Below are 21161 nucleotides of genomic sequence, written 5' to 3' on the forward strand. Positions count from 1 at the left end.
TAGCGATATACAACACGATGAGACCGCACCTGAGTTTAAATATGGAAACGCCCAATCAGGTGCATAATAGAAAAGGCCAGCTACTGGAGCTGGCCTAAAAACCGTCAACCTATTTTAGGACGGGTCAATCTTTTTAATCTATTTCTTGCGCCATTGCAGACCAAAGAACAAAACCCCGGCTGCTAAGAACACCGCAAATAATAGAATCAGCCACTGCGGCATAGACCAGCCTAAGAACATCCAAGAGATCTCGTCACAAAATCCATTTGGATTAAATAACCAAGGCACCCATTTATCTAGCGGCGCCCATTCAGGGAAGTTGGCAAAGAAGTCGCAGGTGGCAAATGGGTTTGGATTCATTTGATAGTCGGTATGGGTTATTGCTAGCTGCAAACCCCATGCGGCACTGACGATCCATAATCCAAAAGCACTTAAACGAATGACGATATTTTTAGGTGCAATCCAACCTAGTAAACCTGCTGCCATTAAACCAAACATGGCTACACGCTCATAAATGCACATAACGCAAGGGTCAAGCTTCATGACATGTTGGAAGAATAAAGCGCACAACTCAAGTGATAAGCTACCAATAAAAAGCAGAAACCAAGGTTTACGTTGGTACGGCAAACTGCTTAAAAAATTGAGCATAATCAGAAACTCCTGTTAAAAAAGGCGATGCAAGCATCGCCGTTTTTAAAATTAATGTCCAGCAGAAACCGCTGACGCTGCGCCCGCAACGTGATGGCTAATCCATCCCATATCGTAGAAGTATTGAGTGGCAGGAATCAATGCAAATTCCACACACAATAAACCTACACCGGCTAGTACGATGGTGTAAGGAATGGCCATCCACACCATACGCCCGTAAGACAAACGTAAAAGCGGAGCAAGTGAAGAGGTGAGCAAGAACAAGAATGCTGCTTGGCCATTTGGCGTTGCTACCGACGGCAAGTTAGTACCAGTGTTAATGGCAACGGCTAACATGTCGAATTGGTCACGAGTGATTTGGCCATCTAACCAAGCGGCTTTCACTTCGTTAATGTAAACAGTACCTACAAATACATTGTCACTCACCATCGAGAGCAAGCCATTGGCAATGTAGAAGGCGACCAGTTGCCCCTCATCTTCAATCGATAGCACCCAGTGAATAACTGGTTTGAATAGCTCTAGATCAATAATCACTGCCACAATCGAGAAGAATACCGCTAGCAATGCCGTAAAGGGCAGGGCTTCTTCAAAGGCCTTTCCTAATTGATGTTCTTCGGTAATTCCGGTAAATGCAGTGGCGAGAATAATGACAGACAAACCAATTAAACCAACAGCCGCTAAGTGCATGGCTAAACCAATAATTAACCATACTGCGATAAAGGCTTGAACGATAAGTTTTGCACGGTCACGGTTAGTACGCTTCTCATCTTCGTACTTATCGTAGTCAGTAAGAATTTGCCTAACGTTGGCAGGTAGTTTAGTGCCATAACCAAACTTGCCCGCCTTCTCTAGTAAGAAACAGGTTAATAGACCAAATACGAGTACCGGTAAAGAGACCGGTGCCATGCGTAAGAAGAATTCGAAAAATTGCCATCCAGATTGGTCAGCAATAATGAGGTTTTGTGGCTCACCTACCATGGTACATACGCCGCCAAGCGCGGTACCTACACCAGCATGCATCATTAAGCTGCGTAGAAAAGCGCGGAAGCCTTCTAAGTCATCGCTGCTTAAATCATCACCGGTGTGGTCATGCTTTTGGTGAAAGTCTTTTCCAGAGGCCACTTTGTGATAGATGCTATAAAAGCCGATAGCGACACTAATCACCACGGCAATAACGGTTAATGCATCAAGGAAGGCAGATAAAAATGCACCGGCTATACAAAAGGCTAAAGATAAAATCGCTTTATCTTTAATCTTAATGAGCATTTTGGTGAACATAAATAAAAGCAGTTGCTTCATAAAGAAGATGCCCGCCACCATGAAGATCAATAGCAGCACTACTTCAAAGTTATTCACTAACTCGTGCTTTACTGTTTCCGATGATGTCATCCCTATAGCTACTGCCTCAATGGCCAGTAAACCGCCCGGCTGTAATGGGTAACATTTTAAGGCCATAGCCAAAGTAAAAATGAACTCAATTACCAGCAACCAACCCGCAATGAAAGGGTCAATATAGAAAACGATGGGGTTAATAATTAGAAATAAAACAATGGCTTTTTTGTACCACAAAGGCGCATTGCCAAGAAAGTTCTTAGCAAAGGCACTGGATAGACTAGTATTCATCCTGAAATCTCATATTTGTTCGTATGGCAGGTCGAGTTTCCCCTACGAAAACTCGAGCGTGATTGTATGTGATGTCACGCATCTTTGATAGCTGAACGTTCGAAAATATCAAAATTCTTCAAGTCATGATAAAAAATGTCAATAGTTTTTAAAAACTGTAGGTTAGAGCCCGTACCACTTGCTTTTGCTTTAGTTAATGGTTTGTTATTATCATTTCAATAAAAACTAAAATAGACTGAGTAAATAATGGTAATAAAAGCAAAAAGCCCAGCGGGATTCGCCGAACAGTACATCATCGAATCCATCTGGAATAACCGTTTTGCTCCTGGCACCATCCTCCCTGCCGAAAGAGAACTATCAGAACTTATTGGCGTTACCCGCACCACATTACGTGAGGTTCTTCAACGTTTAGCACGTGACGGTTGGTTAACTATTCAACATGGAAAACCCACTAAGGTAAATAACTTTTGGGAAACCGCTGGACTGAATATTCTAGAAACCTTAGCTAAACTAGACAGCGACGGCGTACCTGAACTTTTTGAACAGTTATTATCAGCAAGAACCAATATTAGTGTGATTTTTATTCGTGGTGCCTTAAAAAACAACCCGGAGAAAAGTCGCCAGTTAATTGAACAATACAGGCAATTAGAACAAACCGGTGAAGCTTACGCTGAGTTTGATTATCAAGTGTTGCACGGCTTAGCTTTTGCCTCAGGTAATCCTTTATATGCCTTGATTTTAAATGGTTTTAGAGGCATGTACCGTAGTGTAGGTAAGTATTACTTTGACGATCCCGTATCACGCCAATTGGTCGATAAGTTTTATGACGACTTGATCGCCTTAGCGGACTCAGGAGAGCACGATAATGCGCTTCAAGTTGTGCGTAATTACGGTATTGCAACTAGTGAAGTCTGGAAGCGACTACGAGATGTTATGCCAAGTGACATTATGGAAATTGACTAGCCTAAGGCTTCCAAGATCTTAGGTAAATAAAAAAGCTCCTTACAAAAGGAGCTTTTTTATTACTGAGCAAAGCTGTGGTTTACGCCACTTTTTGCTCTAAGTAACGAATAATGTCATTTGACTCGTAAAGCCATTTTACGTTTTCGCCTTCGCTGATGCGCAAGCAAGGCACTTTTCGAGAACCCCCTTCGCTTACTAACTCATCAAGAAATTCTGGCTGGGCTTTTATATCACGTAATCCAATGGTGATGCCATTGCGCTTCATTGCGCGTCTTACCTTTACGCAGAAGGGGCAAGCGGCCAATTGGTAAAGGTGTAAGCCTTGTAGTTTCTGATCAACTGCAGCTTGTTCATCAGGACTACGCTTTATCGATTTTGGCGAAAATACCGCGTTAAGTAACAAAATAATACGGCCTAAAATCCAACGAATCACTTTCATTTTTTACAACCCGAGTAACAATTTGCGGCAGAGTGTAACACAAACCTGCTAAAGCTTAAGCCTTGCTTAAAACAACAAGGTGCTTAAACCTAAGGCCAAAAATAGTATTGCTGTTAAGCGATGTATTAAGGTCATAGGCAGCTTTTCTACCCCTAGTTTACCGAGTAAAATAACTGGGATGTTTGCAATGCACATACCAATAGTGGTTCCTGCTATTACCATCCATAAGGCATCGTATTTAGCCGCTAAAATAACTGTAGCCACTTGGGTCTTGTCGCCAATTTCAGCAATAAAGAAAAGCACTAAGGACGCCATGAAAGGGCCATGTTTTAGCATCGCGCTGTCTAAGTCGTCTACTTTATCGGGAATCAGCACCCAAATAGCCATGGCAATAAACGACAGTCCAAGCAGCCAACGTAGCACATCAGGGTTTAACCAAGATTGCACCATTGCGCCAAACCAAGCGGCAGCGGCGTGATTCAGTAGGGTAGCGACAATGATGCCGGCAATAATGGGCAGTGGTTTACGAAATTTGCATGCGAGTAACAGAGCAAGTAACTGAGTTTTGTCGCCAATTTCGGCAATGGCAACAGCGGTGATGGAGGTAACAAGGGCTTCCATTAATATCTCTTAATGAGGCGAGCAAATAAACCAATGCACAAACGCCGCTCACCTCTTAATAGCGTTAATGTGCAGTTGGTCTTGCCAGGCCTAACTAGGCTGCATTTACCATAGTGATTGTGCACTAAGTATGTTGATAAATGCCCCGCAACCAAAGTTACAGGCGGCTACTCCCCAAAAGCGCGCAGAAGATAGCGTGTAAGCACTGGTTAGTCAAAAGGTTTAGCCACCAATGCGTTTAGTTTTGTAATCACGCTGCTTCAACCATGCTTCAAGCTTGTCGCGTTGGTCACCTTGAATTTCAATCACATAGTCTTTTACGCTACCACCAACGCCACAGTGTTTTTTCATTTCTTTGCATAGGCTTTTTAATTCTGATTCTTCTAGCCCAAAGCCACTTAAGCAGGTTACTCCTTTGCCTTTTCGGCCTTTGGTTTCACGACGCATTTTAACAAAACCATCGCTGTCTGGAATATCTTCAGCTATGTCTTCAGGTTCAATGCGGCCTTGGTCGGTGGAGTAAACAAGTTGCGATAGTTGGTCTTTGAATGACATCTTCAAGTTACCTTTGTTGAAATTGGCTAAATGGTAGCGCATTTAGTGAAAAGGTTTCAAAAATAACACCTAAAAATATCTCACAAAAATACCAAGCTATATAAACCTGCTTGATATAGATCAAAGTTATATAGTGATGAGTGTCGCACAATCAACTAAATGAAAATCATTTCTATTTAGAATTGTCGGGTGGGACTCTATGTCATTGGATGAAATAGTCGCAGGTCAAAAAGCAAAGGTGCTAAGTTTGCAAAACTTGCCACGCGCTAATCGAAAAAAGCTAATGTCGTTAGGCATATTACCTAATACAACCTTAACCATAGTTAGGCGCGCCCCCTTAGGTGATCCGATCCAGGTATCTGCCGCTGGCATTAACCTAGCCTTGAGTAATCTACAGGCAAAGGCGATTGAGGTGGAGTCGGTATGATTAAGCATAAAATTGCTACAGTAGGTAACCCGAATAGTGGCAAAAGTACCTTGTTTAATGCTTTGACGGGCAGTAAACAGAAAGTGGGTAACTTTAGTGGTATTACGGTTGATAAAAAGTCAGGTTGGATCCGCAAGGCCGATTGGCAATCTGAAGTGGTGGATCTCCCCGGCGTTTATAATATCGATCCTCAGTTAGACAATAGTTCTTTAGACGAGCGTATCGCTTGTGAGTTTTTACAGTCGGAACCTTTAGATCTAGTGATCAACGTGGTTGATGCCAGTGCAGTTGAACGTAGCTTATATTTGAGCATTCAACTTAAAGAACTGGGTTTACCGGTGGTGCTAGTACTAAACAAAATGGACACCGCTAAAGCAAAGCTGCTAAAAATTAAAGTACAGCAGTTTAGCGAGCGCTTTAAGTTGCCGCTGGTATGCCTGTCTGCTACCTCTAAAAAGCAGGTAGAAGATTTCAAAGATAATCTTCCCCAGATTATTGAGCAAGCCAAACAGAGTGAGCCTTTAGAGCTAGAATATTCAGCGCCCATCGAAGCATTTTCAACAAAATGGCAAGCAAGACTGGGCTTTAACAAAGGCCAAGTATTGCGCTTGATAGAGCAAGATCCTTGGCTGATTAAACAGCTTGAACCTCAGTTAGTGGCAGAGTTAGAACAAGATTTTGTGCAGTTTAACAATACTGATGTTGATTTAGAGCTCGCCAATAGCCGCTACAACTTTATCTACCAACTTACCCAAGATTGTGTTGGCAAAAAAGGCCACTTAAACCGAGATTACACGGCGATGATTGATAGCTTGTTGCTTAATCGCTGGATTGGTATTCCTGCCTTTTTAGGCGTGATGTACCTAATGTTTATGTTTGCCATTAATGGCGGTGCGGTATTCATCGACTTTTTTGATATTACTGCTGGCACTATTTTTGTTGATGGTGTGGGTGAAGTGCTGAGTAATGTCGGCGCTCCCGAGTGGCTAACGGTGGTGTTAGCTAATGGCGTAGGCGTGGGCATTCAAACCGTTGCTACCTTTATTCCCGTTATTGCTTGTTTGTATTTATTCTTAGCGTTACTGGAAAGCTCAGGTTATCTGGCGCGAGCGGCTTTTGTGGTTGACCGTGCTATGCAGGTGATTGGTTTACCGGGTAAAGCATTTGTTCCGATGTTAATGGGTTTTGGCTGTACCGTGCCTGCCATTATGGCGACCCGAGTATTAGAAAAGCATCGCGAGCGGGTATTAACTTCAGCCATGAGCCCATTTATGTCTTGTGGTGCGCGCTTACCGGTTTACGCATTGTTTGTGGCAGCATTTTTCCCAGAGCAAGGCCAGAACATGGTATTTGGTTTGTATCTCATTGGCATATTGGCTGCGATTGTTACCGGCTTATTGCTTAAGTACACGTTGTTACCGGGCACTGCGCAAGACTCGGTTCTTGAGTTGCCAGACTACCAGTTACCTACGGCTTTTGGCGTATTACTATTAACCTGGCAAAAAGTGCGTGGCTTTGTGGTTGGCGCAGGCAAAACCATTGTATTAGTGGTCGCTATTCTTAGCGTATTAAACAGCATCGGAACGGGTGGCGAGTTAGACGCCGAAGGCCAAGAACATTCAATTTTGAGTCGAGCTAGCCAATTTGTTACACCAGTATTTGGCCCAATGGGGATTGAGCAAGACAACTGGCCAGCAACCGTAGGTATTGTTACTGGCTTATTCGCTAAAGAAGCGGTAATTGGCACTTTAAACAGCTTGTATGCCAATGCCAGTGAAGCAGACGAAGAGTGGACTTATCTAGGCCGTTTCCAAGAAGCTGGGCAAACCATTGTCGATAACTTTAATGACTTAAACTACGGTGACCCTCTAGGTATAGCGATTGAAGAAGCTGATAGCCTTGAAGCAGCAGCTGAAATGAACGAAGTTGATTTCAGCACTATGTCGCAGTTGGGCAAACACTTTACGCCTGAATCTGCTGTGTCATTTATGTTGTTTATTCTACTCTACATGCCTTGCGCAGCGGCAATGGGTGCATTGGTAAAAGAACTAGGTATGAAATGGGCGCGACTAATTGGCGTGTGGTCTACCTTACTAGCCTATAGCTCGGCCACTATTTACTACCAAGTAGCCACTTGGCAGCAAGCGCCAGTGTCTGCCAGCGTGTTGTTATTGGCAATGGTATTTATGTTGGCGGTTTGGGTACTATTTTTAAAACGTAAGCGGGCAGAGCATTTTGATATTACAAGCGCTTAAGGAATACATTGAAGCTAACCCTGGGGTTATGCTAAGCCAGCTAGCGAATCATTTCTCATTGAGTGATGACGCCGCGCTAGCGATGTTGCAGCCTTGGGTAAAACGCCATCGACTCCGCTTGGTTAAACTGGGCTCTTGTTCAGGTGGCTGTGGCTGCGGAGTGAGCGAAGAACAGTGGCAGCTATATTGGCAAAATGAAAGCCAAATAGGGGTTACGTGTTAAGCGGCGCAGTGGAAAAATAAAGTAAAAAGGACAGCGTATTCACTGTCCTTTTTTTGGTTTTGTTAGTGGGGTAATTAGCACTAAGGCTTTGTAAATTAGTCTGTAGAACTGTTTGATTGCGTGTATTTTTCAACAAACTGGCTAATAGGCATGGGCTTTCCAAACATCCAACCTTGCCCAAACTCTACATCTAAATCTTCTAATACTTTGCACTGCATTAGGTTTTCTACACCTTCGGCGATGACTTTTAAATCAGATTTCTTGGCAATTTCTACCATGTGCGGCACTAACGACGAGCGAATAGAGCCCGCCTCTAAATCGAATACAAAGCTCTTATCAATTTTTAGGTATTGGCAGCGGAAGTTTTTGAGTTGTTTAAGGTTTGAGTAGCCGGTGCCAAAATCATCAATCGCCACTTCAAAACCTTGTTGAATAATATGATTGATGTGTTGATTAGCGACTAAGCTGTCGAGTTGCAGATCTTCTGTTATCTCGAGAGTAATGCCTCCTTTAAACTGTTGTACTTCTGGCAATGCTTGTAAATCAGCAATGTTGTTGTTTTCAACATCACAAGGGAAAATGTTAAAACTCACTTTCGTATCACTAGTTATTGCACCACTGGCTTGTAACTGACTCAGGGCATCTTTAATGATCATTAAGGTAAAAGGCCAAGTTAAGCGCAGTTTACGTATTTCGGGAATAAACTCATCGGGCATTAATTTGCCGTGTTGATCTTCGAAACGGGTTAATACTTCTCCACCAATAATCCGTTTAGATTTAAGATCGACAAGAGGTTGAATATGACAAACGAAGTAGCCTTTATTGATGCCTCGTCTTACGCGAGAGCTCATACTGCCATGGCGTTTGATTAGGGTGTCAGAACTGATGCTTATCAAAATGCCAAAGGCTGCACTAAACAATAACGAAAAGATTAAAAAACCGAACTTACTTTTAAGGAGGGTGTAGTTATACAAACTGAGCGCAATACAGAAATCGTAGGTCTGGCTACAACGATGAAAATAGTGATAGTTATCATCTACTTCTTCCATTTCATCTAGCTCAGCACGGCGAAACGTACCGGGTGTGCCTATTAAGTGGGTATAGTGTTCATCTACTCGATTTACCACTTCCCATTGGTTATCGCCGTATTCTAAGCTACTGAAGGTATTGTTGGCGATCACAACAGTAAAATTGCCTTTTCGGATGACCATGCCTGAATGCAGGTGATCAAATATAACCAACTGCTGGTTTAACCATACGTCGAAGTCTAAGTTAGTGGTGTAAGTTGGAGGGTCTAATTCCAAGGGAACCTCTAGTTCCCCTCCTGTAGTGGTACAAGCTAAGTGGTTATTTTGTACTAAACCTGCGTCTTTAATGTAATCACTGAGGAATACCGTTTGGCGCATTTTTAGTAAGGACGCTGGGCTACAGTCGTTAATGTTTAAGTTAGCTAAGTCATCTAAGGATTGTATGGTGCTATAAAACACCGACTGGGTGAGGCTTAAAGTATTATCTGCATGATAGCGTTGTGACTGGCTGATGTCGTGCGAAAGAAATTGTAGAGAAATGACAGTCATTAATGCACAAGACAATAGCCCCGCAGTAACGATAAGTATTTGTTGTGTAAAAACTCGCATAAGCTTACATCCATGTACCTTAGTCGTCATAATTAAAGCACAAAAAGTTAATCTAAACCTAGTGCTTAGCGCGGTGTATTACGCTTATTTTTTAAAACCTTAGCCTTAACTTACTGTTCGATTTGTTGCGCTTTTTCGTTAATTAAGCGAATTAGCAAGCTCCCATTGAGTAAGGCGCGTTTTACTAAGGCTAATCCGCCCATGGTTGGGTTGTTTTGAAAGTGTGCCGCTTCAATCGGTAAGTCTTCGGCAAACGAGCTTAGTGCTTGATGTTCAATACACTGTTTAATGGTGGGTAATAAGATATTTTGTGCCGCCATTATTTCTCCCGCTAGAATGATTTTTTGCGGGTGAAATAAGTTAATAGTAATGGCGATGCTATTGCCGAGCATTTTACCTACACGATGCAATACTTGGTGGCACAACATGTCACCTTGGTTGGCTGCTGCGCAGACATCTTCAATGCTAAAGTCACCCTGTAAAATAGACGGGCAACCTTGGCTAATCAGGGTTTTTAATCGCTCTACAATCGCGGTATTGGAAACAATGGTTTCTAGGCAACCTACATTGCCACATTGGCATTTGTCGCCCAAAGGATCGACCTGAATATGACCTATTTCACCCACATCTCGATTCTGGCTCATAAATACTTGGCCATTCACGATAATGCCGGCACCTGTGCCGCTGTGCACACTAATCAAAATGGAATCGAGCACATCCTTAGTTGCACCAAAGTAATGCTCAGCTAGTGCCATCGCACGGGTATCGTTTCCTACATAAGCTGGCAATGAGAATCGTGCTTCTATTAGGCTGGCTAGCGGGCAATCTCGTAACTGGTAGTGAGGAGTGTATACCACTGTGCCTTCGCCTGGATTCACCAAACCAGACAAGGTAACCGCAACCGCAATGAGGTTTTGTGAAGCTTCAAGGTGCTGCTGAATAAAGCTATCGATATTGTTGAGCAGGGTGTTGACTAGGGCGTCTTGTTCCACCTCTGGTACACCAAGATTGCTGTGAGCATGAGATATTCCGCTTAAATCAAACAGCGAAATGTCCATGGTCCCACGGCCTAATCGCACCGAAATAAAGTAGTAATGGCTTTGCTCGGTCATTAAGGAAATAGCCCGGCGTCCTCCGGTAGAGGCCTGTTGGGCAACTTCTTTAATTAAACCGGTAGCTAATAGCTGGCGGGTGATTTTGGTCACGCTAGCAGGTGCCAATTGGCTTTGTTCTGCTACTTTTACGCGAGAGATCGGACCTAATTGGTCAATCATCCCATACACCGCTGCGGTGTTTACCTGTTTAACTTTATCTACGTTTACGATTAATTTGTCATTCATGCTTTGCTTGCTTAAAACTGAGTAAGTTGGCCGTCGCTAATACAGAGCGTGACATTAAAATCTTGGTCGAAGGCCGTTAAGTTGGCAGTGTAACCTGCTTTAATTCGACCAAAGTCCTTGTCTCTATTGATGGCGGTTGCTGGGTACAAAGAGGCCATTCTTAGGCTGTCGCGCATAGATAAACCTACTGATTGTACGCAGTTTTTTACTGCTTGAATCATGGTTAAAGCAGAGCCGCCGAGTGTACCATCATCACCAAAGCAAATCCCATCCTGTACTGTGATTTTTCGCCCAACAAAATCAAAGCTAGTGATATCGGCACCTGCAGCAGCGGTGGCGTCGGTCACTAAACACAGTTTGTGGCGTAATAATCGTTTAGCTATTCTCACATTGGCATCGTCTACATGATGGCCATCGACAATGATCCCAGCAAATAGGTTGTGATCAAAGATCGCGCCTACCACACCTGGCTCACGCCCGGTCATTGGACTCATGGCATTAAACAGGTGGGTTGCAAAACCAGCGCCCGCATTAATGGCTTCGCTAGCTTGTTGGTAATTGGCATTGGTGTGGCCAAGAGACACTAAAATACCCGCTTCTTTAAGCGCGGCTATAGTACTTAGCTCAACATGCTCTGGTGCCAGAGTGACCTTTTTAATGGCATCGCTGTTGTCTAACAAAAAACGCAAACGTTGTTGGTTTAGTTGTCTAATCAGTGCTTCGCTGTGAATGCCTTTTTTATCTACGCTAAGGTAGGGGCCTTCTAGGTGTAATCCTAGGTTAACTGAGCCATGGCTGCGTTGGTGAGCTCGTGATACTTCAACGGCTTGCTGCATCTCTTCGTCATCGGTAGTGATGAGGGTTGGCATGAAGTTAGTGGTGCCGCTTTTAATATTAGACTGATGCATAATCTCTAAATTGCGGGTACTAAAGTCGCCATTTAGCATCACACCGCCACAACCGTTTAGTTGCAGATCTACAAACCCTGCACTTAGCACTGAACCATTTAGGTCAATGCTTCTTATTTGTGGCGATACTTGCTGGTTAGGAACCACCGATGTGATGTGGCCATTTTCAATCAGTACTGAATAGCCGTTTAACAATTCACTACCATCAAAAACCAGGGCATTGGTAAGGGCGTATATCATTCTGTTGTTCCTAAATGTTCTTTATATTGTTGGCTTCAAGCTCTTGAAAGTAGCGTACTGTTTTTACTTTCAATTCCATGGTTGAAGGTTCGTCGCATACTATCATTCCTTTGGGATGTAGTTGTAGCGCAGAAATGGTCCATAAATGATTTACACTGCCTTCTACCGCTGCCTGTAGGGCCTGCGCTTTGTTATGTCCGGTCACTAATATTAAAATCTCTTCCGCATCAAGAAGGGTGCCTACGCCAACCGTAAGTGCTAAACGCGGTACTTCATCAATGTTGTTGAAGAAGCGCGAATTAACCATGCGCGTATCTTCGGTAAGGGTTTTTACTCGTGTGCGCGACGCCAACGAAGAGGCGGGTTCGTTAAATGCGATGTGGCCATCTACACCAACACCACCCATAAACAAGTTTATTTTCCCATAGTGCCTAATTTTAGCTTCGTAATTGGCGCACTCTGCTTCCAAATCTTCGGCATTGCCGTCTAGCAAATTTATATTTTCTGGCTTGATGTCTATATGTGAGAAAAAGTTGTTGTGCATAAAGCTGTAGTAGCTTTCAGGGTGGTCACTTGGAATACCTACATATTCATCCATGTTGAAGGTAACCACATGCTCAAAGCTCACCATGCCTTGTTTGTGCAGCTCAATAAGATGTTTATAGGTGGTTAGGGGAGTTCCGCCGGTAGGGCATCCCAATACAAAGGGTTTGTCTTCGCTAGGATTAAACGACTTAATTTTCTCTGCGATATAAAGTGCAGACCAGCGTCCTACTTGTTCTTTGTCGAGTAAAGGTATGAGTCTCATCGGTATTCTCCACGTAATTTTAAATTAGCTTAGCAGTTTAATTTTAGTCGCGAAATAAGATTTGGATAAAATGTGACTAAAAGCGACATAAAAGCAATTTATGAATGTTTTGATCACACTTTTGGAAGGCTTTATTTGCGAAGGAAATTTAATTATTTACACTGCGAATTAAGTTCTTGGTGGAACATTAAACGAAACACGCTGTGAATTTGAACACCAAGGTCGAGTTGGCAGATGCCGCTGATAAATTTGAATTTGGTTAATAATAGCCATAAAGAGGGACACTATGTTTAGCTATTTACAGAAGATTGGTCGCGCCTTAATGGTACCGGTAGCGGTACTACCCGCAGCCGCTATTTTAATGGGCATAGGTTACTGGATTGACCCAAACGGCTGGGGTGGCAATAGTGCACTGGCGGCTTTTTTAATTAAGTCTGGTGCGGCCATTATCGACAACATGTCGGTACTGTTTGCCATTGGTATTGCCTACGGCATGTCTCGGGATAAAGACGGTGCCGCGGCCTTAGCAGGCTTTGTTGGCTACATGGTGGTTACTACTTTGCTGTCGCCGGGTGCGGTAGAGCAAATTGGTTTAGTGGTACTAAACGATTCTAGCACCTTGGCGTTTTCAAAAATTGAAAACCAGTTTGTAGGTATTATTAGCGGGATTATGGCGGCTGAGTTATACAACCGTTTCTACCAAGTAGAATTGCATAAAGCCTTATCATTTTTTAGTGGTAAGCGTTTAGTGCCTATTCTTACGTCGGTGGCCGGTATCGGTGTTGCCTTTGTATTAATGTACTTGTGGCCAATTATTTTTGGTGGCTTGGTTCACTTTGGCGAAAGCATCACTGGCTTAGGGTCGGTTGGCGCCGGTATCTATGGTTTCTTCAACCGCTTGCTTATTCCTGTCGGTTTGCACCACGCACTCAATGCTGTGTTCTGGTTTGATATGGCTGGAATTAACGACCTTGGTAAGTTTTTGAGTGTATCGGCTGACGCCGTACCGGGTGAAACAGGGCGTTACATGGCGGGTTTCTTCCCAGTGATGATGTTTGGTTTACCTGGCGCAGCCTTGGCTATTTACCACACCGCTAAAGCAGAAAACAAATCTAAGGTTGCCTCAATCATGATTGCTGCAGCAACGGCGTCTTTCTTTACTGGTGTTACCGAGCCACTAGAGTTCGCCTTCATGTTTGTAGCGCCTGTGCTATATGTAGTACATGCCTTACTCACCGGTATTTCAGTATTTATTGCGGCGTCTATGCAGTGGATGGCAGGCTTTGGCTTTAGTGCTGGTTTGGTTGATATGGTGTTGTCGTCACGTAACCCATTAGCCACTAATTGGTACATGCTTATCCCACAAGGTTTAGTGTTCTTTGCAGTTTACTACTTCGTGTTTAAAACCATGATTATTAAAATGAACCTTAAAACACCAGGTCGTGAAGACGCTGACGAAGGTGAAGAAACCTTAAGTGTTGGTGGCAGCCATGCAGAAACTGCTGGTTTAGTATTAACAATGTTAGGTGGAACAGACAACGTAGTACTTGTAGACAACTGTGCTACACGCCTTCGCTTAGAAGTAAAAGACAGCGATCGTGTTGATGTAAGCGGGCTTAAAAAACATGTACCTGGTGTAATTGTGCCAAGTAAAACGGCAATACAGGTAGTGATTGGTCCACACGTGGAATTTGTAGCCAACGAGCTAAAAATTCTCGCCGCCAAGTAGGATATTAAAGAAAGAATAACGCTCTGTAACTGTCGTTATAACTGTACTGTTTGGCCCTCTGGAGAGGGCCTTTTTTATATCTGTTATTTGTTTAACAACTTATTGAGTCGCTTCTATCTGCGAGCTGTAAGCTTGAGTCCCCCACAGAGGTACCGTAGACAAACTATGTTTGTAACTGCCCGAGGTTTCTTTAGTGGAATAAGATAAATACATTAAGGTTTGTGATTCAGCATCGTAAATTCGGCGTATTTTAAGTGACTTAAATAGTATGCTTTTCGACTTTTTAAACACCACTTCTCCCGATTTCGATTTATCGATGCTAGTAATCATAGCCGACGTAATTTCACCCGTTTGGCGACAAGAAATAGACATATCACTGGGGTCAGCAAAATCTAAATCCGCTTCTACATTGGCAATATGACAAGTTACTCCGCTAACAATGGGATCTTTAAGCACGCTAATTTTAATATCTTTAGTGGTTAGTAAGCCTAGAGAGACATCGGCAACTTCATTGCTATCACAAGCAACCAACAGGCTACTGGCAAGGAGCAGGGCGAGGGCATTTTTCATTATAAGTTTCTCTAAATAAGTGACTAATTGTTTAGGTCTTTGGTCTACGCTACTGGTCTTAAAGGTAATTATCAATTAGCGTGAGTAAATTAATTCTAAACTTTAATTCGGTTCTTGCTAACGTATGGCGCGTAGTGGTTTAACAGCTAAGTGGTTTAACAGCTAAGTGGTGTTAAGAGGAAAGTAGAATGAGCAAAGCAACGGTTATTGCCTTAAACCAACAGTTCGAGCATTTGCAGTTTGTGGGTAACCGCACACCAGATTCTAGCGAGGCTGAATTAGCGGGAGCGTTTAGTGAACTGTGCCACTACCGAAACGGTGCAATTTATATTGGGCATTATGCGGGTAGTAGCGAGTGGGAACGGCACAGCCAAGGTGACGAGATTGTGCAGGTGATTGAAGGGGCAACAAATCTGGTTTTATTAACGAAAGACGGTGAAACAAGCTTAAGCCTTAATGCCGGTGAGTTAATGGTTGTACCGCAAAATACATGGCATCGCTTTGAAACACCAAAAGGAGTGAAGGTAATGACCGTAACGCCGCAACCCACGGATCACCAAGTTGATAAGCCAAGCTTTTAACGGAAAATTTTTAACGGCAAGTTTATAACGGTAAGCAGTAATAAGCGCACTTTAAGACCTTGGTTGCAGCTAGGTCGTATTAATCGAAACCGCGCAAATAGGCCTACTAGCAAACACCTATTAACACTAAATGAATGAGACATGGAAAAGTTACTGGTTAGTATTCAAAAAGCAGTGAGCCAAATGGACGTAAAGGAATTGCCATTTTCAGTTTACTCTTCGGTTCACGAGCAAATGTTGCTTAATGTACCCATCTCGAAACCCTTATTAATTGTGGTGATCAATGGCAATAAACAACTGGGCGAAAATGCTTCAATAGCATGTCCTAGTGACCACTTCATTTTCTTAAGTGACAGCCCCGCCATCAATATGCGAAACATTCCTAAGGGTAACTCTTATTTTGCATTGTTGATTGAGTTTGATTACCAAGACTTTAACGATTTACCCAGCAACGTTGCAGCGGCTAGCGAGGTAAAGCCTGATTATTTTGTGGCTAAAACCAACGCTGTTTTAAAACAGTGTTTACAGCAATTTGTAGAATGCAGCTTGTGGGCGCCTAAAGCGCTTCAAAGCTCAAGAAAGAGAGAAATACTAAGCTTGCTTTATTCGCTTGGGCATCGGCAAATCATCACGATGATGGGCAAGCCTAAAGTTAGCCATCGCTTGCACGAGCTATTTCGCGATAAACACTTCAATGACTTATCAATCGCAACTATCTGCGAGCACCTTGCAATGAGCGAATCTACCTTACGCCGAAAGCTAAACGCAGAAGGAACCAGCGTACAAGAAGTGAAAGACCGAGCGCGGCTGGGGCTTGGCTTACATTTGTTGCAAACGAGTGATGAACCCATCGGCTTAATTGCTGAGAAATGCGGTTATCATTCCCCCTCGCGATTTACCGACCGCTTTAAAAGCCACTTTGGTTTAACCCCTTCCGAGCTAAGAAAAACCAGAATGACCGAATAAGGCGAATAGTTGGGGGTTTAAGGGCTAATTACGCTTAAGCGTGCGCGCTAGCATAGTGACTCGTTGATTAAACAAGGATCTATCATGCGTTTGTTACCTATTTGCTGTTTTACTTTTTCACTACTTGGCACTTTACCCGCAGTAGCTAACACCTTCACCTTAACCAGTACAGATATTGCTCAAGGTAAAACGATGAATAAGCAACAAGAGTTCACGGGTTTTGGCTGCTCTGGCGCTAATGTTTCGCCGCAACTTAGCTGGCTTAATCCTCCAGCTGGCACTAAAAGCTTTGCCATTACGGTATACGACCCGGATGCACCTACTGGCAGCGGCTGGTGGCATTGGCAAGTGGTCAATATCCCTGCAACCATAAACTCTCTCGCCTCCGATGCGGGGAATGTAGAAGGGCAAAATCTGCCTATGGGTAGCGAAATGGTAGGCAATGATTATGGCTACAAAGGATTTGGCGGCGCTTGCCCGCCACAAGGGCATGGTGTTCATCACTACCAATTTACAGTACATGCGTTGTCGGTAGAGAAGCTTGATTTACCACAACATGCATCTGGTGCGTTGGCAGGGTATATGATCAATGCCAATACCATTGCATCGAGTACCCTAGAAGCTTTATATAAACGCGACTAATACCCAACTAGCGTGTAGTGCGGTAAACCTTGGCGTAACAGCTTGGGTCTACTGCATTAGCTAATGCTTTTAGCAGCTTTTACAGCCTGGTTTTTTGGGAGCAAATTCTACCAATCGGCCCTCTGCATCTATCGAAAACTGACAGCAAGATTGAAACAGTTGTAATACTTTCTCGCGACTTTTTTGTACGCGCGATTTTAATGTTGAATATTTAATCTGGTGTTGTGCTGCGTAGTCTCTCTGGCCCATGCCTTCTAGTTCAATACTCACCAACATGTCTGCTTCATCACTGGGTAAGGCATGAATAAAAGGCGAGATACAGCTAGCCAGTTGTTGGTGCACACTTTCATCGGCCTCGGTGTACCAAAGCTCATTGTTTTCAAGCTTATCGGCTTGGCCGCGCTGGCGGTAAAAATCAATAATGCTGCGATTGGCAATTTGAAATAGCCACGATTTTACCTTGCTGTGATCTTGTAGTTGGCTAAAGTTTTGATAGGTTTTAATTAAGATTTCTTGCAGAAGATCGTCTACATCGGCAGGGTTAGAAACATTAGCGTGTAAAAACGCTTTCAGGCTTTGTCGATATTGTTGCCACACCTGCTCAATCTTCATATATTTGCTCTGCCGTATATAGAAATCACTAAACCCTTAGCATGAAGTATACAAACTGAGGGTTGTTTTCTTAAGTGTAATTACACTTGCTAACTAGACTAACCGCAGCAAGAGCTTGTGCCACACGCCACTTTTTCTTCAGCTTCATTACCACCCAAATAGGTATTGGTAAGGTAGAAGTCAGTGAACAAGGCTGCAAAATCGTCTGAAACAGTTTTCTCAGCAAGGCCAGTGGCTAATACATTGTTTTGCCAAGCTTGCGCTTTAGGCAGGCCACATAAAAAGTCGAAGCCAGTATGTTGCTTAACAATGTTAGCGCGATGTAATAGTGGTAACCATGCAATATCTACATTGCTCAGCTGGTTAGACTTAAAGAACATAGTCGTGCCAGATAGCTGCGCTTCTACTTTTACAAAGGCTTTAAACAGCTTTTCAGTACGCTCTTCAAAGGTGGCTTTAACTTTACTGCTCATAGTGCTGCATTGCGCTAAATAATGTTTAGAACCTAAGTAACTCCATGCTCTGTCCATGGCGCGCTGTTCGTTAGTTACGTCTGCTTCTATTGGGCCAAACTCATCTTCGATGTATTCGATAATCGCGTCAGACTCAAACAAAGCAGTGTTGTTTTCGGTAATCAATATCGGCACTTGGCCATTTGGCGACATGTCTAAAAACCACTGAGGTTTGTCTTTTAAACTAATGTATTCAATCTCGTAAGGAACCTTTTTAGTTTCTAAAGCGGCGGTTACGCGTTGAACAAATGGGCAAATTTTAAAGCTAACAATCTTAATCATGATGGTCTCATTGTATTAGTGAATTACCTATAAGACGAACCAGATAAGAAAAAGACGAAACTAATTTTAAAAAGTTTTTGTGGCATAGATAAATGAAGGAGGGAGCGGGGGAGGTATCAGTTGCAAAGCTTGCGGGAGCTATGTGATTCAGCTCGATAACGCATTACTGCTTTCTCGAAAGTCCTCCCGACCATCCAACTTTGATTAGGCGAGTGAACCGCAATTTCCCTGTGATTGTATACAGGTAAACGGCCATTCCTCCTTTCCCAAGTATTTGCATCCTTTTCTGCTGATGTTTTTGTTGATTGTTGTCTTAGGTCGCTGATGATACGAGGGGAAAGTGTTAATCTTCACTTCATTAAATGCGTAAAAAGAGGAAAAATGCCTTGTTTAAACAAGGCATTTTTCCTCTTAATAAGTTGTTAGAGCTACACCAGAGGTCGGAGTTAAATGGCACTATATCAAAGCTATGCTAAAGAGCTAATGAGTAAGTTAGGGCGATTAAACGATCTTGTTGGTCATGCTCCTTCCATCGGCACATATCACGAAAACATCGTTGGAAATTACTTAAGAAATTTTATCTCTCGACGGTTCTCAATCAAAACAGGGTTTGTTTACAACTCAGTAAGCAATGAAGTAAGTCCTCAAATGGACATATTGGTGATTGATGAAAATGTACCTTCAGCCTATCTCTTTCAAGATGATGATTTTGTAGTTGCTGTTCCAGATGCTGTTGTATGCGCTATAGAAGTAAAAACAAATTTTGATAAAGAGGCTTTTCTAGATATAGCAAAAAAATCAGAGCAGTATAGAAAATCAAACCCAACAGGATTTAATATTTTAGCGCTATGTTTTAAAGCTAAAGTGGTACAGATTGAAACAGTGGCTAGTTGGTTTGAAAGTGTAGACATTAAAGATTCGTGGCTTAATTATCCTAAGAGCATCACAATATTGGATGATTGCTTAATTGAATCATTTCCTCCTCAATCGGTTCAGCCCTCTGGGGCATGTCGCACTGTATGTAATGATGATGTCGAGGAGAAATCCGAAGCATTGTTAACGCATTTTTTGTTTTCGGTATTGAAGCTCTGTGAATTAAAAGCGGGAGTAAATAGCGACAGAACAATTGGCGCTATATTTTCAGGGGATTTTGATAAATTATTTACGTTAAAGCACAAAGTGTTTAAGTATGGGTCAGGTATGCTTGAACTAGAAAAACTAAATCGTTCTGACGGTTCAAATATTTATTCCAGACCTGAAGAAAAGTAGCTCTAACAAGTCATTTCAGCAGGACAAAAAACAGTTGGTTTTTGCTCGTGCCTCGCTTATTTTAACCAACTATTTTATTGCCTCTGAATGAGGCGTTGATATGATCCCCGCTGTCAACTCGCACAAGTCTATTCCTACCGATTGACATCTGCATAGAAAAACTCAATGAGAGGCCCATGGCAAGCATGTGTCGCGATGCTTCTTGTTGATATTGGAGAAAGAGTGCGAGCTTGGTTACCCGCAACTCATTGTTGAAATAGTTTGCTTCTGCACTGGATTGAGCTGCTTTGCCTCCGTTTAGGTACGCGATTTTTTTTCCAATAAACCTCACCACAATCTATTGACCTCAAGCTAGCTTGAGGTCTTACCTTGGTGCTTTTCAAAAGGAGATTGCAAATGAAGGTTTTACTACTTGGGGCAACGGGAACCATTGGCAGTGCGATATTGACAGATCTATTACAGCATGGGCATTCGGTGCTTGCATTGGCGCGGTCTGATTATGCAGCGCAGACCATTACAGCTAAAGGTGCAGATGTTTTGCGGGGGGACTTACGTGAGCCTCAGTTATGGTCGACCGCTATTCATAGGGTTGATGCTGTTATTCATGTCGCCGCAACATTTTGTGAAGATATGGGAAATATTGATTTACGAGTGGTTAATGAACTAATCGCCCAAGCTAATGCTAAGGGCGGAACAACGCGATTTATCTACACCGGAGGTGTTTGGCTATACGGGGAAACAGGGGATATTGCAGCCACAGAGCAAAGCCCATTTAAGCCAATATCTAGCTTTAGTTGGATGATTGAGAATAGTTCTTTAGTTTTGAACGCGCCTAGTTTGCATACCAATATTATTCACCCAGCAGTGGTTTACGCTAAAGATGCTGGGGTGTTGTCTAGCTTTGTTCCCCAGAATGGCCAAGTAGAAGTATGGGGCTCGCTCGACACTCGTTGGCCGGTAGTTCATACAGATGATCTTGCATCAGCCTATAGGCTTGTTTTAGAAAATGGTAGGTCAGGCATGTCATACAATGTGTGTGGTGAACAAGCGGTAACAGTGGGAGATATTGCTCACTCGTATATAAGAAAAAGTCGATTACCAACCGAGCTATTAGTGCGTTCTGTTGATGAGGTGGTTGCTGAAAATGGTGCTTGGGCTTTAGGGCCAACATTAGATCAATGTATGAACGCAGATAAGATAAAAAGGGAGTTGGACTGGACGCCTACCCATCAGAATATTCTTTCCGAATTGTAATTATTTTTGCATTGGCTGGCGGTATTAACTGGGTTTAGCAGCTAAATAAAAAGACGT

Annotated in this window: 22 protein-coding genes and 1 riboswitch; of the genes, 10 read left to right on the forward strand and 12 right to left on the reverse strand. The window is 42.9% G+C overall.

Annotation, left to right across the window (positions count from 1 at the left end):
• Positions 1-138: 138 nt before the first annotated feature.
• Together dsbB and nhaB are read right to left on the reverse strand one after the other, a co-directional pair.
• On the reverse strand, positions 139-648 hold the full coding sequence (gene dsbB / locus FFR00_RS17365; RefSeq protein ID WP_137674687.1) for a disulfide bond formation protein DsbB: 510 nt from the start codon (positions 646-648) through the stop codon (positions 139-141).
• Positions 649-699: 51 nt separating this feature from the next.
• Positions 700-2271: a sodium/proton antiporter NhaB gene (gene nhaB, locus FFR00_RS17370; RefSeq protein WP_137674688.1), complete on the reverse strand. Its 1572-nt coding sequence runs from the start codon at positions 2269-2271 to the stop codon at positions 700-702.
• 246 nt (positions 2272-2517) lie between these two features.
• Between nhaB and fadR the strand changes: the two genes are divergently transcribed.
• Entirely contained in the window at positions 2518-3234 is a 717-nt protein-coding gene (gene fadR / locus FFR00_RS17375) for a fatty acid metabolism transcriptional regulator FadR (protein ID WP_137674689.1), read from the forward strand.
• A 79-nt stretch (positions 3235-3313) separates the two neighbouring features.
• Here fadR and FFR00_RS17380 read toward each other — a convergent pair whose 3' ends face one another.
• The 3 genes from FFR00_RS17380 to FFR00_RS17390 form a co-directional block, all read right to left on the reverse strand.
• Positions 3314-3673, reverse strand: coding sequence for a glutaredoxin (locus FFR00_RS17380; protein ID WP_137674690.1), 360 nt, complete (start codon positions 3671-3673; stop codon positions 3314-3316).
• A gap of 66 nt (positions 3674-3739) precedes the next feature.
• Positions 3740-4294 (reverse strand): TMEM165/GDT1 family protein, encoded by a 555-nt coding sequence (locus FFR00_RS17385; RefSeq protein ID WP_137674691.1) that lies wholly within the window; start codon positions 4292-4294, stop codon positions 3740-3742.
• Between the two features lie 15 nt (positions 4295-4309).
• Positions 4310-4472, reverse strand: a riboswitch (yybP-ykoY riboswitch).
• Positions 4473-4516: 44 nt separating this feature from the next.
• Positions 4517-4849: a translation initiation factor gene (locus tag FFR00_RS17390; protein WP_137674692.1), complete on the reverse strand. Its 333-nt coding sequence runs from the start codon at positions 4847-4849 to the stop codon at positions 4517-4519.
• Between the two features lie 199 nt (positions 4850-5048).
• Between FFR00_RS17390 and FFR00_RS17395 the strand changes: the two genes are divergently transcribed.
• The 3 genes from FFR00_RS17395 to FFR00_RS17405 are packed head-to-tail and all read left to right on the forward strand — an operon-like array spanning position 5049 to position 7754.
• Positions 5049-5276 carry a FeoA family protein gene (locus tag FFR00_RS17395; protein ID WP_137674693.1) on the forward strand — a complete coding sequence of 76 codons (228 nt, stop codon included), beginning with the start codon at positions 5049-5051 and terminating at the stop codon, positions 5274-5276.
• Positions 5273-7531, forward strand: coding sequence for a Fe(2+) transporter permease subunit FeoB (feoB, locus tag FFR00_RS17400; RefSeq protein WP_137674694.1), 2259 nt, complete (start codon positions 5273-5275; stop codon positions 7529-7531). The genes FFR00_RS17395 and feoB overlap by 4 nt, the downstream gene beginning before the upstream one ends.
• A complete protein-coding gene (locus tag FFR00_RS17405; RefSeq protein WP_137674695.1) occupies positions 7512-7754 on the forward strand; it encodes a FeoC-like transcriptional regulator in 243 nt (80 codons plus the stop codon). The genes feoB and FFR00_RS17405 overlap by 20 nt, the downstream gene beginning before the upstream one ends.
• Positions 7755-7849: 95 nt before the next feature.
• Here FFR00_RS17405 and FFR00_RS17410 read toward each other — a convergent pair whose 3' ends face one another.
• The 4 genes from FFR00_RS17410 to nagB all read right to left on the reverse strand — a co-directional run bounded on the left by FFR00_RS17410 (position 7850) and on the right by nagB (position 12687).
• Complete coding sequence (locus FFR00_RS17410; RefSeq protein WP_161985201.1) at positions 7850-9391, reverse strand: EAL domain-containing protein; 1542 nt, start codon at positions 9389-9391, stop codon at positions 7850-7852.
• Positions 9392-9501: 110 nt separating this feature from the next.
• Entirely contained in the window at positions 9502-10731 is a 1230-nt protein-coding gene (locus tag FFR00_RS17415; RefSeq protein ID WP_137674697.1) for an ROK family protein, read from the reverse strand.
• Between the two features lie 11 nt (positions 10732-10742).
• A complete protein-coding gene (gene nagA / locus FFR00_RS17420; RefSeq protein WP_235836253.1) occupies positions 10743-11879 on the reverse strand; it encodes an N-acetylglucosamine-6-phosphate deacetylase in 1137 nt (378 codons plus the stop codon).
• A 10-nt stretch (positions 11880-11889) separates the two neighbouring features.
• Positions 11890-12687, reverse strand: coding sequence for a glucosamine-6-phosphate deaminase (gene nagB / locus FFR00_RS17425; protein ID WP_137674698.1), 798 nt, complete (start codon positions 12685-12687; stop codon positions 11890-11892).
• 286 nt (positions 12688-12973) lie between these two features.
• On the opposite strand from nagB, the gene nagE reads away from it, so the two are divergent.
• Complete coding sequence (nagE, locus tag FFR00_RS17430; RefSeq protein WP_137674699.1) at positions 12974-14416, forward strand: N-acetylglucosamine-specific PTS transporter subunit IIBC; 1443 nt, start codon at positions 12974-12976, stop codon at positions 14414-14416.
• Positions 14417-14515: 99 nt separating this feature from the next.
• On the opposite strand, the gene FFR00_RS17435 is transcribed toward nagE, so the two are convergent.
• A complete protein-coding gene (locus FFR00_RS17435) occupies positions 14516-14986 on the reverse strand; it encodes a CreA family protein (protein ID WP_137674700.1) in 471 nt (156 codons plus the stop codon).
• 188 nt (positions 14987-15174) lie between these two features.
• Between FFR00_RS17435 and FFR00_RS17440 the strand changes: the two genes are divergently transcribed.
• The 3 genes from FFR00_RS17440 to FFR00_RS17450 all read left to right on the forward strand — a co-directional run bounded on the left by FFR00_RS17440 (position 15175) and on the right by FFR00_RS17450 (position 17175).
• Positions 15175-15567, forward strand: a complete 393-nt coding sequence (locus FFR00_RS17440; RefSeq protein ID WP_137674701.1) for a cupin domain-containing protein — start codon at positions 15175-15177, stop codon at positions 15565-15567.
• A gap of 141 nt (positions 15568-15708) precedes the next feature.
• Positions 15709-16533: a helix-turn-helix transcriptional regulator gene (locus FFR00_RS17445; RefSeq protein ID WP_137674702.1), complete on the forward strand. Its 825-nt coding sequence runs from the start codon at positions 15709-15711 to the stop codon at positions 16531-16533.
• A gap of 84 nt (positions 16534-16617) precedes the next feature.
• A complete protein-coding gene (locus FFR00_RS17450; protein WP_137674703.1) occupies positions 16618-17175 on the forward strand; it encodes a YbhB/YbcL family Raf kinase inhibitor-like protein in 558 nt (185 codons plus the stop codon).
• Positions 17176-17244: 69 nt separating this feature from the next.
• Here FFR00_RS17450 and sigZ read toward each other — a convergent pair whose 3' ends face one another.
• Together sigZ and FFR00_RS17460 are read right to left on the reverse strand one after the other, a co-directional pair.
• The gene (gene sigZ, locus FFR00_RS17455; protein ID WP_137674704.1) at positions 17245-17787 is read right to left on the reverse strand and encodes an RNA polymerase sigma factor SigZ; all 543 of its coding nucleotides are present in this window, start codon (positions 17785-17787) and stop codon (positions 17245-17247) included.
• A gap of 98 nt (positions 17788-17885) precedes the next feature.
• Positions 17886-18581, reverse strand: coding sequence for a glutathione S-transferase family protein (locus FFR00_RS17460; protein WP_137674705.1), 696 nt, complete (start codon positions 18579-18581; stop codon positions 17886-17888).
• Between the two features lie 450 nt (positions 18582-19031).
• On the opposite strand from FFR00_RS17460, the gene FFR00_RS17465 reads away from it, so the two are divergent.
• The gene (locus FFR00_RS17465) at positions 19032-19850 is read left to right on the forward strand and encodes a DUF6602 domain-containing protein (RefSeq protein WP_137674706.1); all 819 of its coding nucleotides are present in this window, start codon (positions 19032-19034) and stop codon (positions 19848-19850) included.
• A 396-nt stretch (positions 19851-20246) separates the two neighbouring features.
• Positions 20247-21104: an NAD-dependent epimerase/dehydratase family protein gene (locus FFR00_RS17470; protein ID WP_137674707.1), complete on the forward strand. Its 858-nt coding sequence runs from the start codon at positions 20247-20249 to the stop codon at positions 21102-21104.
• Positions 21105-21161: the final 57 nt, after the last annotated feature.

Source organism: Agarivorans sp. Toyoura001, assembly GCF_005405585.1.
Classification (GTDB): Bacteria; Pseudomonadota; Gammaproteobacteria; order Enterobacterales; family Celerinatantimonadaceae; genus Agarivorans.

Coding starts and splice junctions, on each gene's coding strand:
- dsbB (WP_137674687.1), bottom strand. CDS start 648: ATGCTCAATTTTTTAAGCAGTTTGCCGTACCAACGTAAACCTTGGTTT.
- nhaB (WP_137674688.1), bottom strand. CDS start 2,271: ATGAATACTAGTCTATCCAGTGCCTTTGCTAAGAACTTTCTTGGCAAT.
- fadR (WP_137674689.1), top strand. CDS start 2,518: ATGGTAATAAAAGCAAAAAGCCCAGCGGGATTCGCCGAACAGTACATC.
- FFR00_RS17380 (WP_137674690.1), bottom strand. CDS start 3,673: ATGAAAGTGATTCGTTGGATTTTAGGCCGTATTATTTTGTTACTTAAC.
- FFR00_RS17385 (WP_137674691.1), bottom strand. CDS start 4,294: ATGGAAGCCCTTGTTACCTCCATCACCGCTGTTGCCATTGCCGAAATT.
- FFR00_RS17390 (WP_137674692.1), bottom strand. CDS start 4,849: ATGTCATTCAAAGACCAACTATCGCAACTTGTTTACTCCACCGACCAA.
- FFR00_RS17395 (WP_137674693.1), top strand. CDS start 5,049: ATGTCATTGGATGAAATAGTCGCAGGTCAAAAAGCAAAGGTGCTAAGT.
- feoB (WP_137674694.1), top strand. CDS start 5,273: ATGATTAAGCATAAAATTGCTACAGTAGGTAACCCGAATAGTGGCAAA.
- FFR00_RS17410 (WP_161985201.1), bottom strand. CDS start 9,391: ATGCGAGTTTTTACACAACAAATACTTATCGTTACTGCGGGGCTATTG.
- FFR00_RS17415 (WP_137674697.1), bottom strand. CDS start 10,731: ATGAATGACAAATTAATCGTAAACGTAGATAAAGTTAAACAGGTAAAC.
- nagA (WP_235836253.1), bottom strand. CDS start 11,879: ATGATATACGCCCTTACCAATGCCCTGGTTTTTGATGGTAGTGAATTG.
- nagB (WP_137674698.1), bottom strand. CDS start 12,687: ATGAGACTCATACCTTTACTCGACAAAGAACAAGTAGGACGCTGGTCT.
- nagE (WP_137674699.1), top strand. CDS start 12,974: ATGTTTAGCTATTTACAGAAGATTGGTCGCGCCTTAATGGTACCGGTA.
- FFR00_RS17435 (WP_137674700.1), bottom strand. CDS start 14,986: ATGAAAAATGCCCTCGCCCTGCTCCTTGCCAGTAGCCTGTTGGTTGCT.
- FFR00_RS17440 (WP_137674701.1), top strand. CDS start 15,175: ATGAGCAAAGCAACGGTTATTGCCTTAAACCAACAGTTCGAGCATTTG.
- FFR00_RS17445 (WP_137674702.1), top strand. CDS start 15,709: ATGGAAAAGTTACTGGTTAGTATTCAAAAAGCAGTGAGCCAAATGGAC.
- FFR00_RS17450 (WP_137674703.1), top strand. CDS start 16,618: ATGCGTTTGTTACCTATTTGCTGTTTTACTTTTTCACTACTTGGCACT.
- sigZ (WP_137674704.1), bottom strand. CDS start 17,787: ATGAAGATTGAGCAGGTGTGGCAACAATATCGACAAAGCCTGAAAGCG.
- FFR00_RS17460 (WP_137674705.1), bottom strand. CDS start 18,581: ATGATTAAGATTGTTAGCTTTAAAATTTGCCCATTTGTTCAACGCGTA.
- FFR00_RS17465 (WP_137674706.1), top strand. CDS start 19,032: ATGGCACTATATCAAAGCTATGCTAAAGAGCTAATGAGTAAGTTAGGG.
- FFR00_RS17470 (WP_137674707.1), top strand. CDS start 20,247: ATGAAGGTTTTACTACTTGGGGCAACGGGAACCATTGGCAGTGCGATA.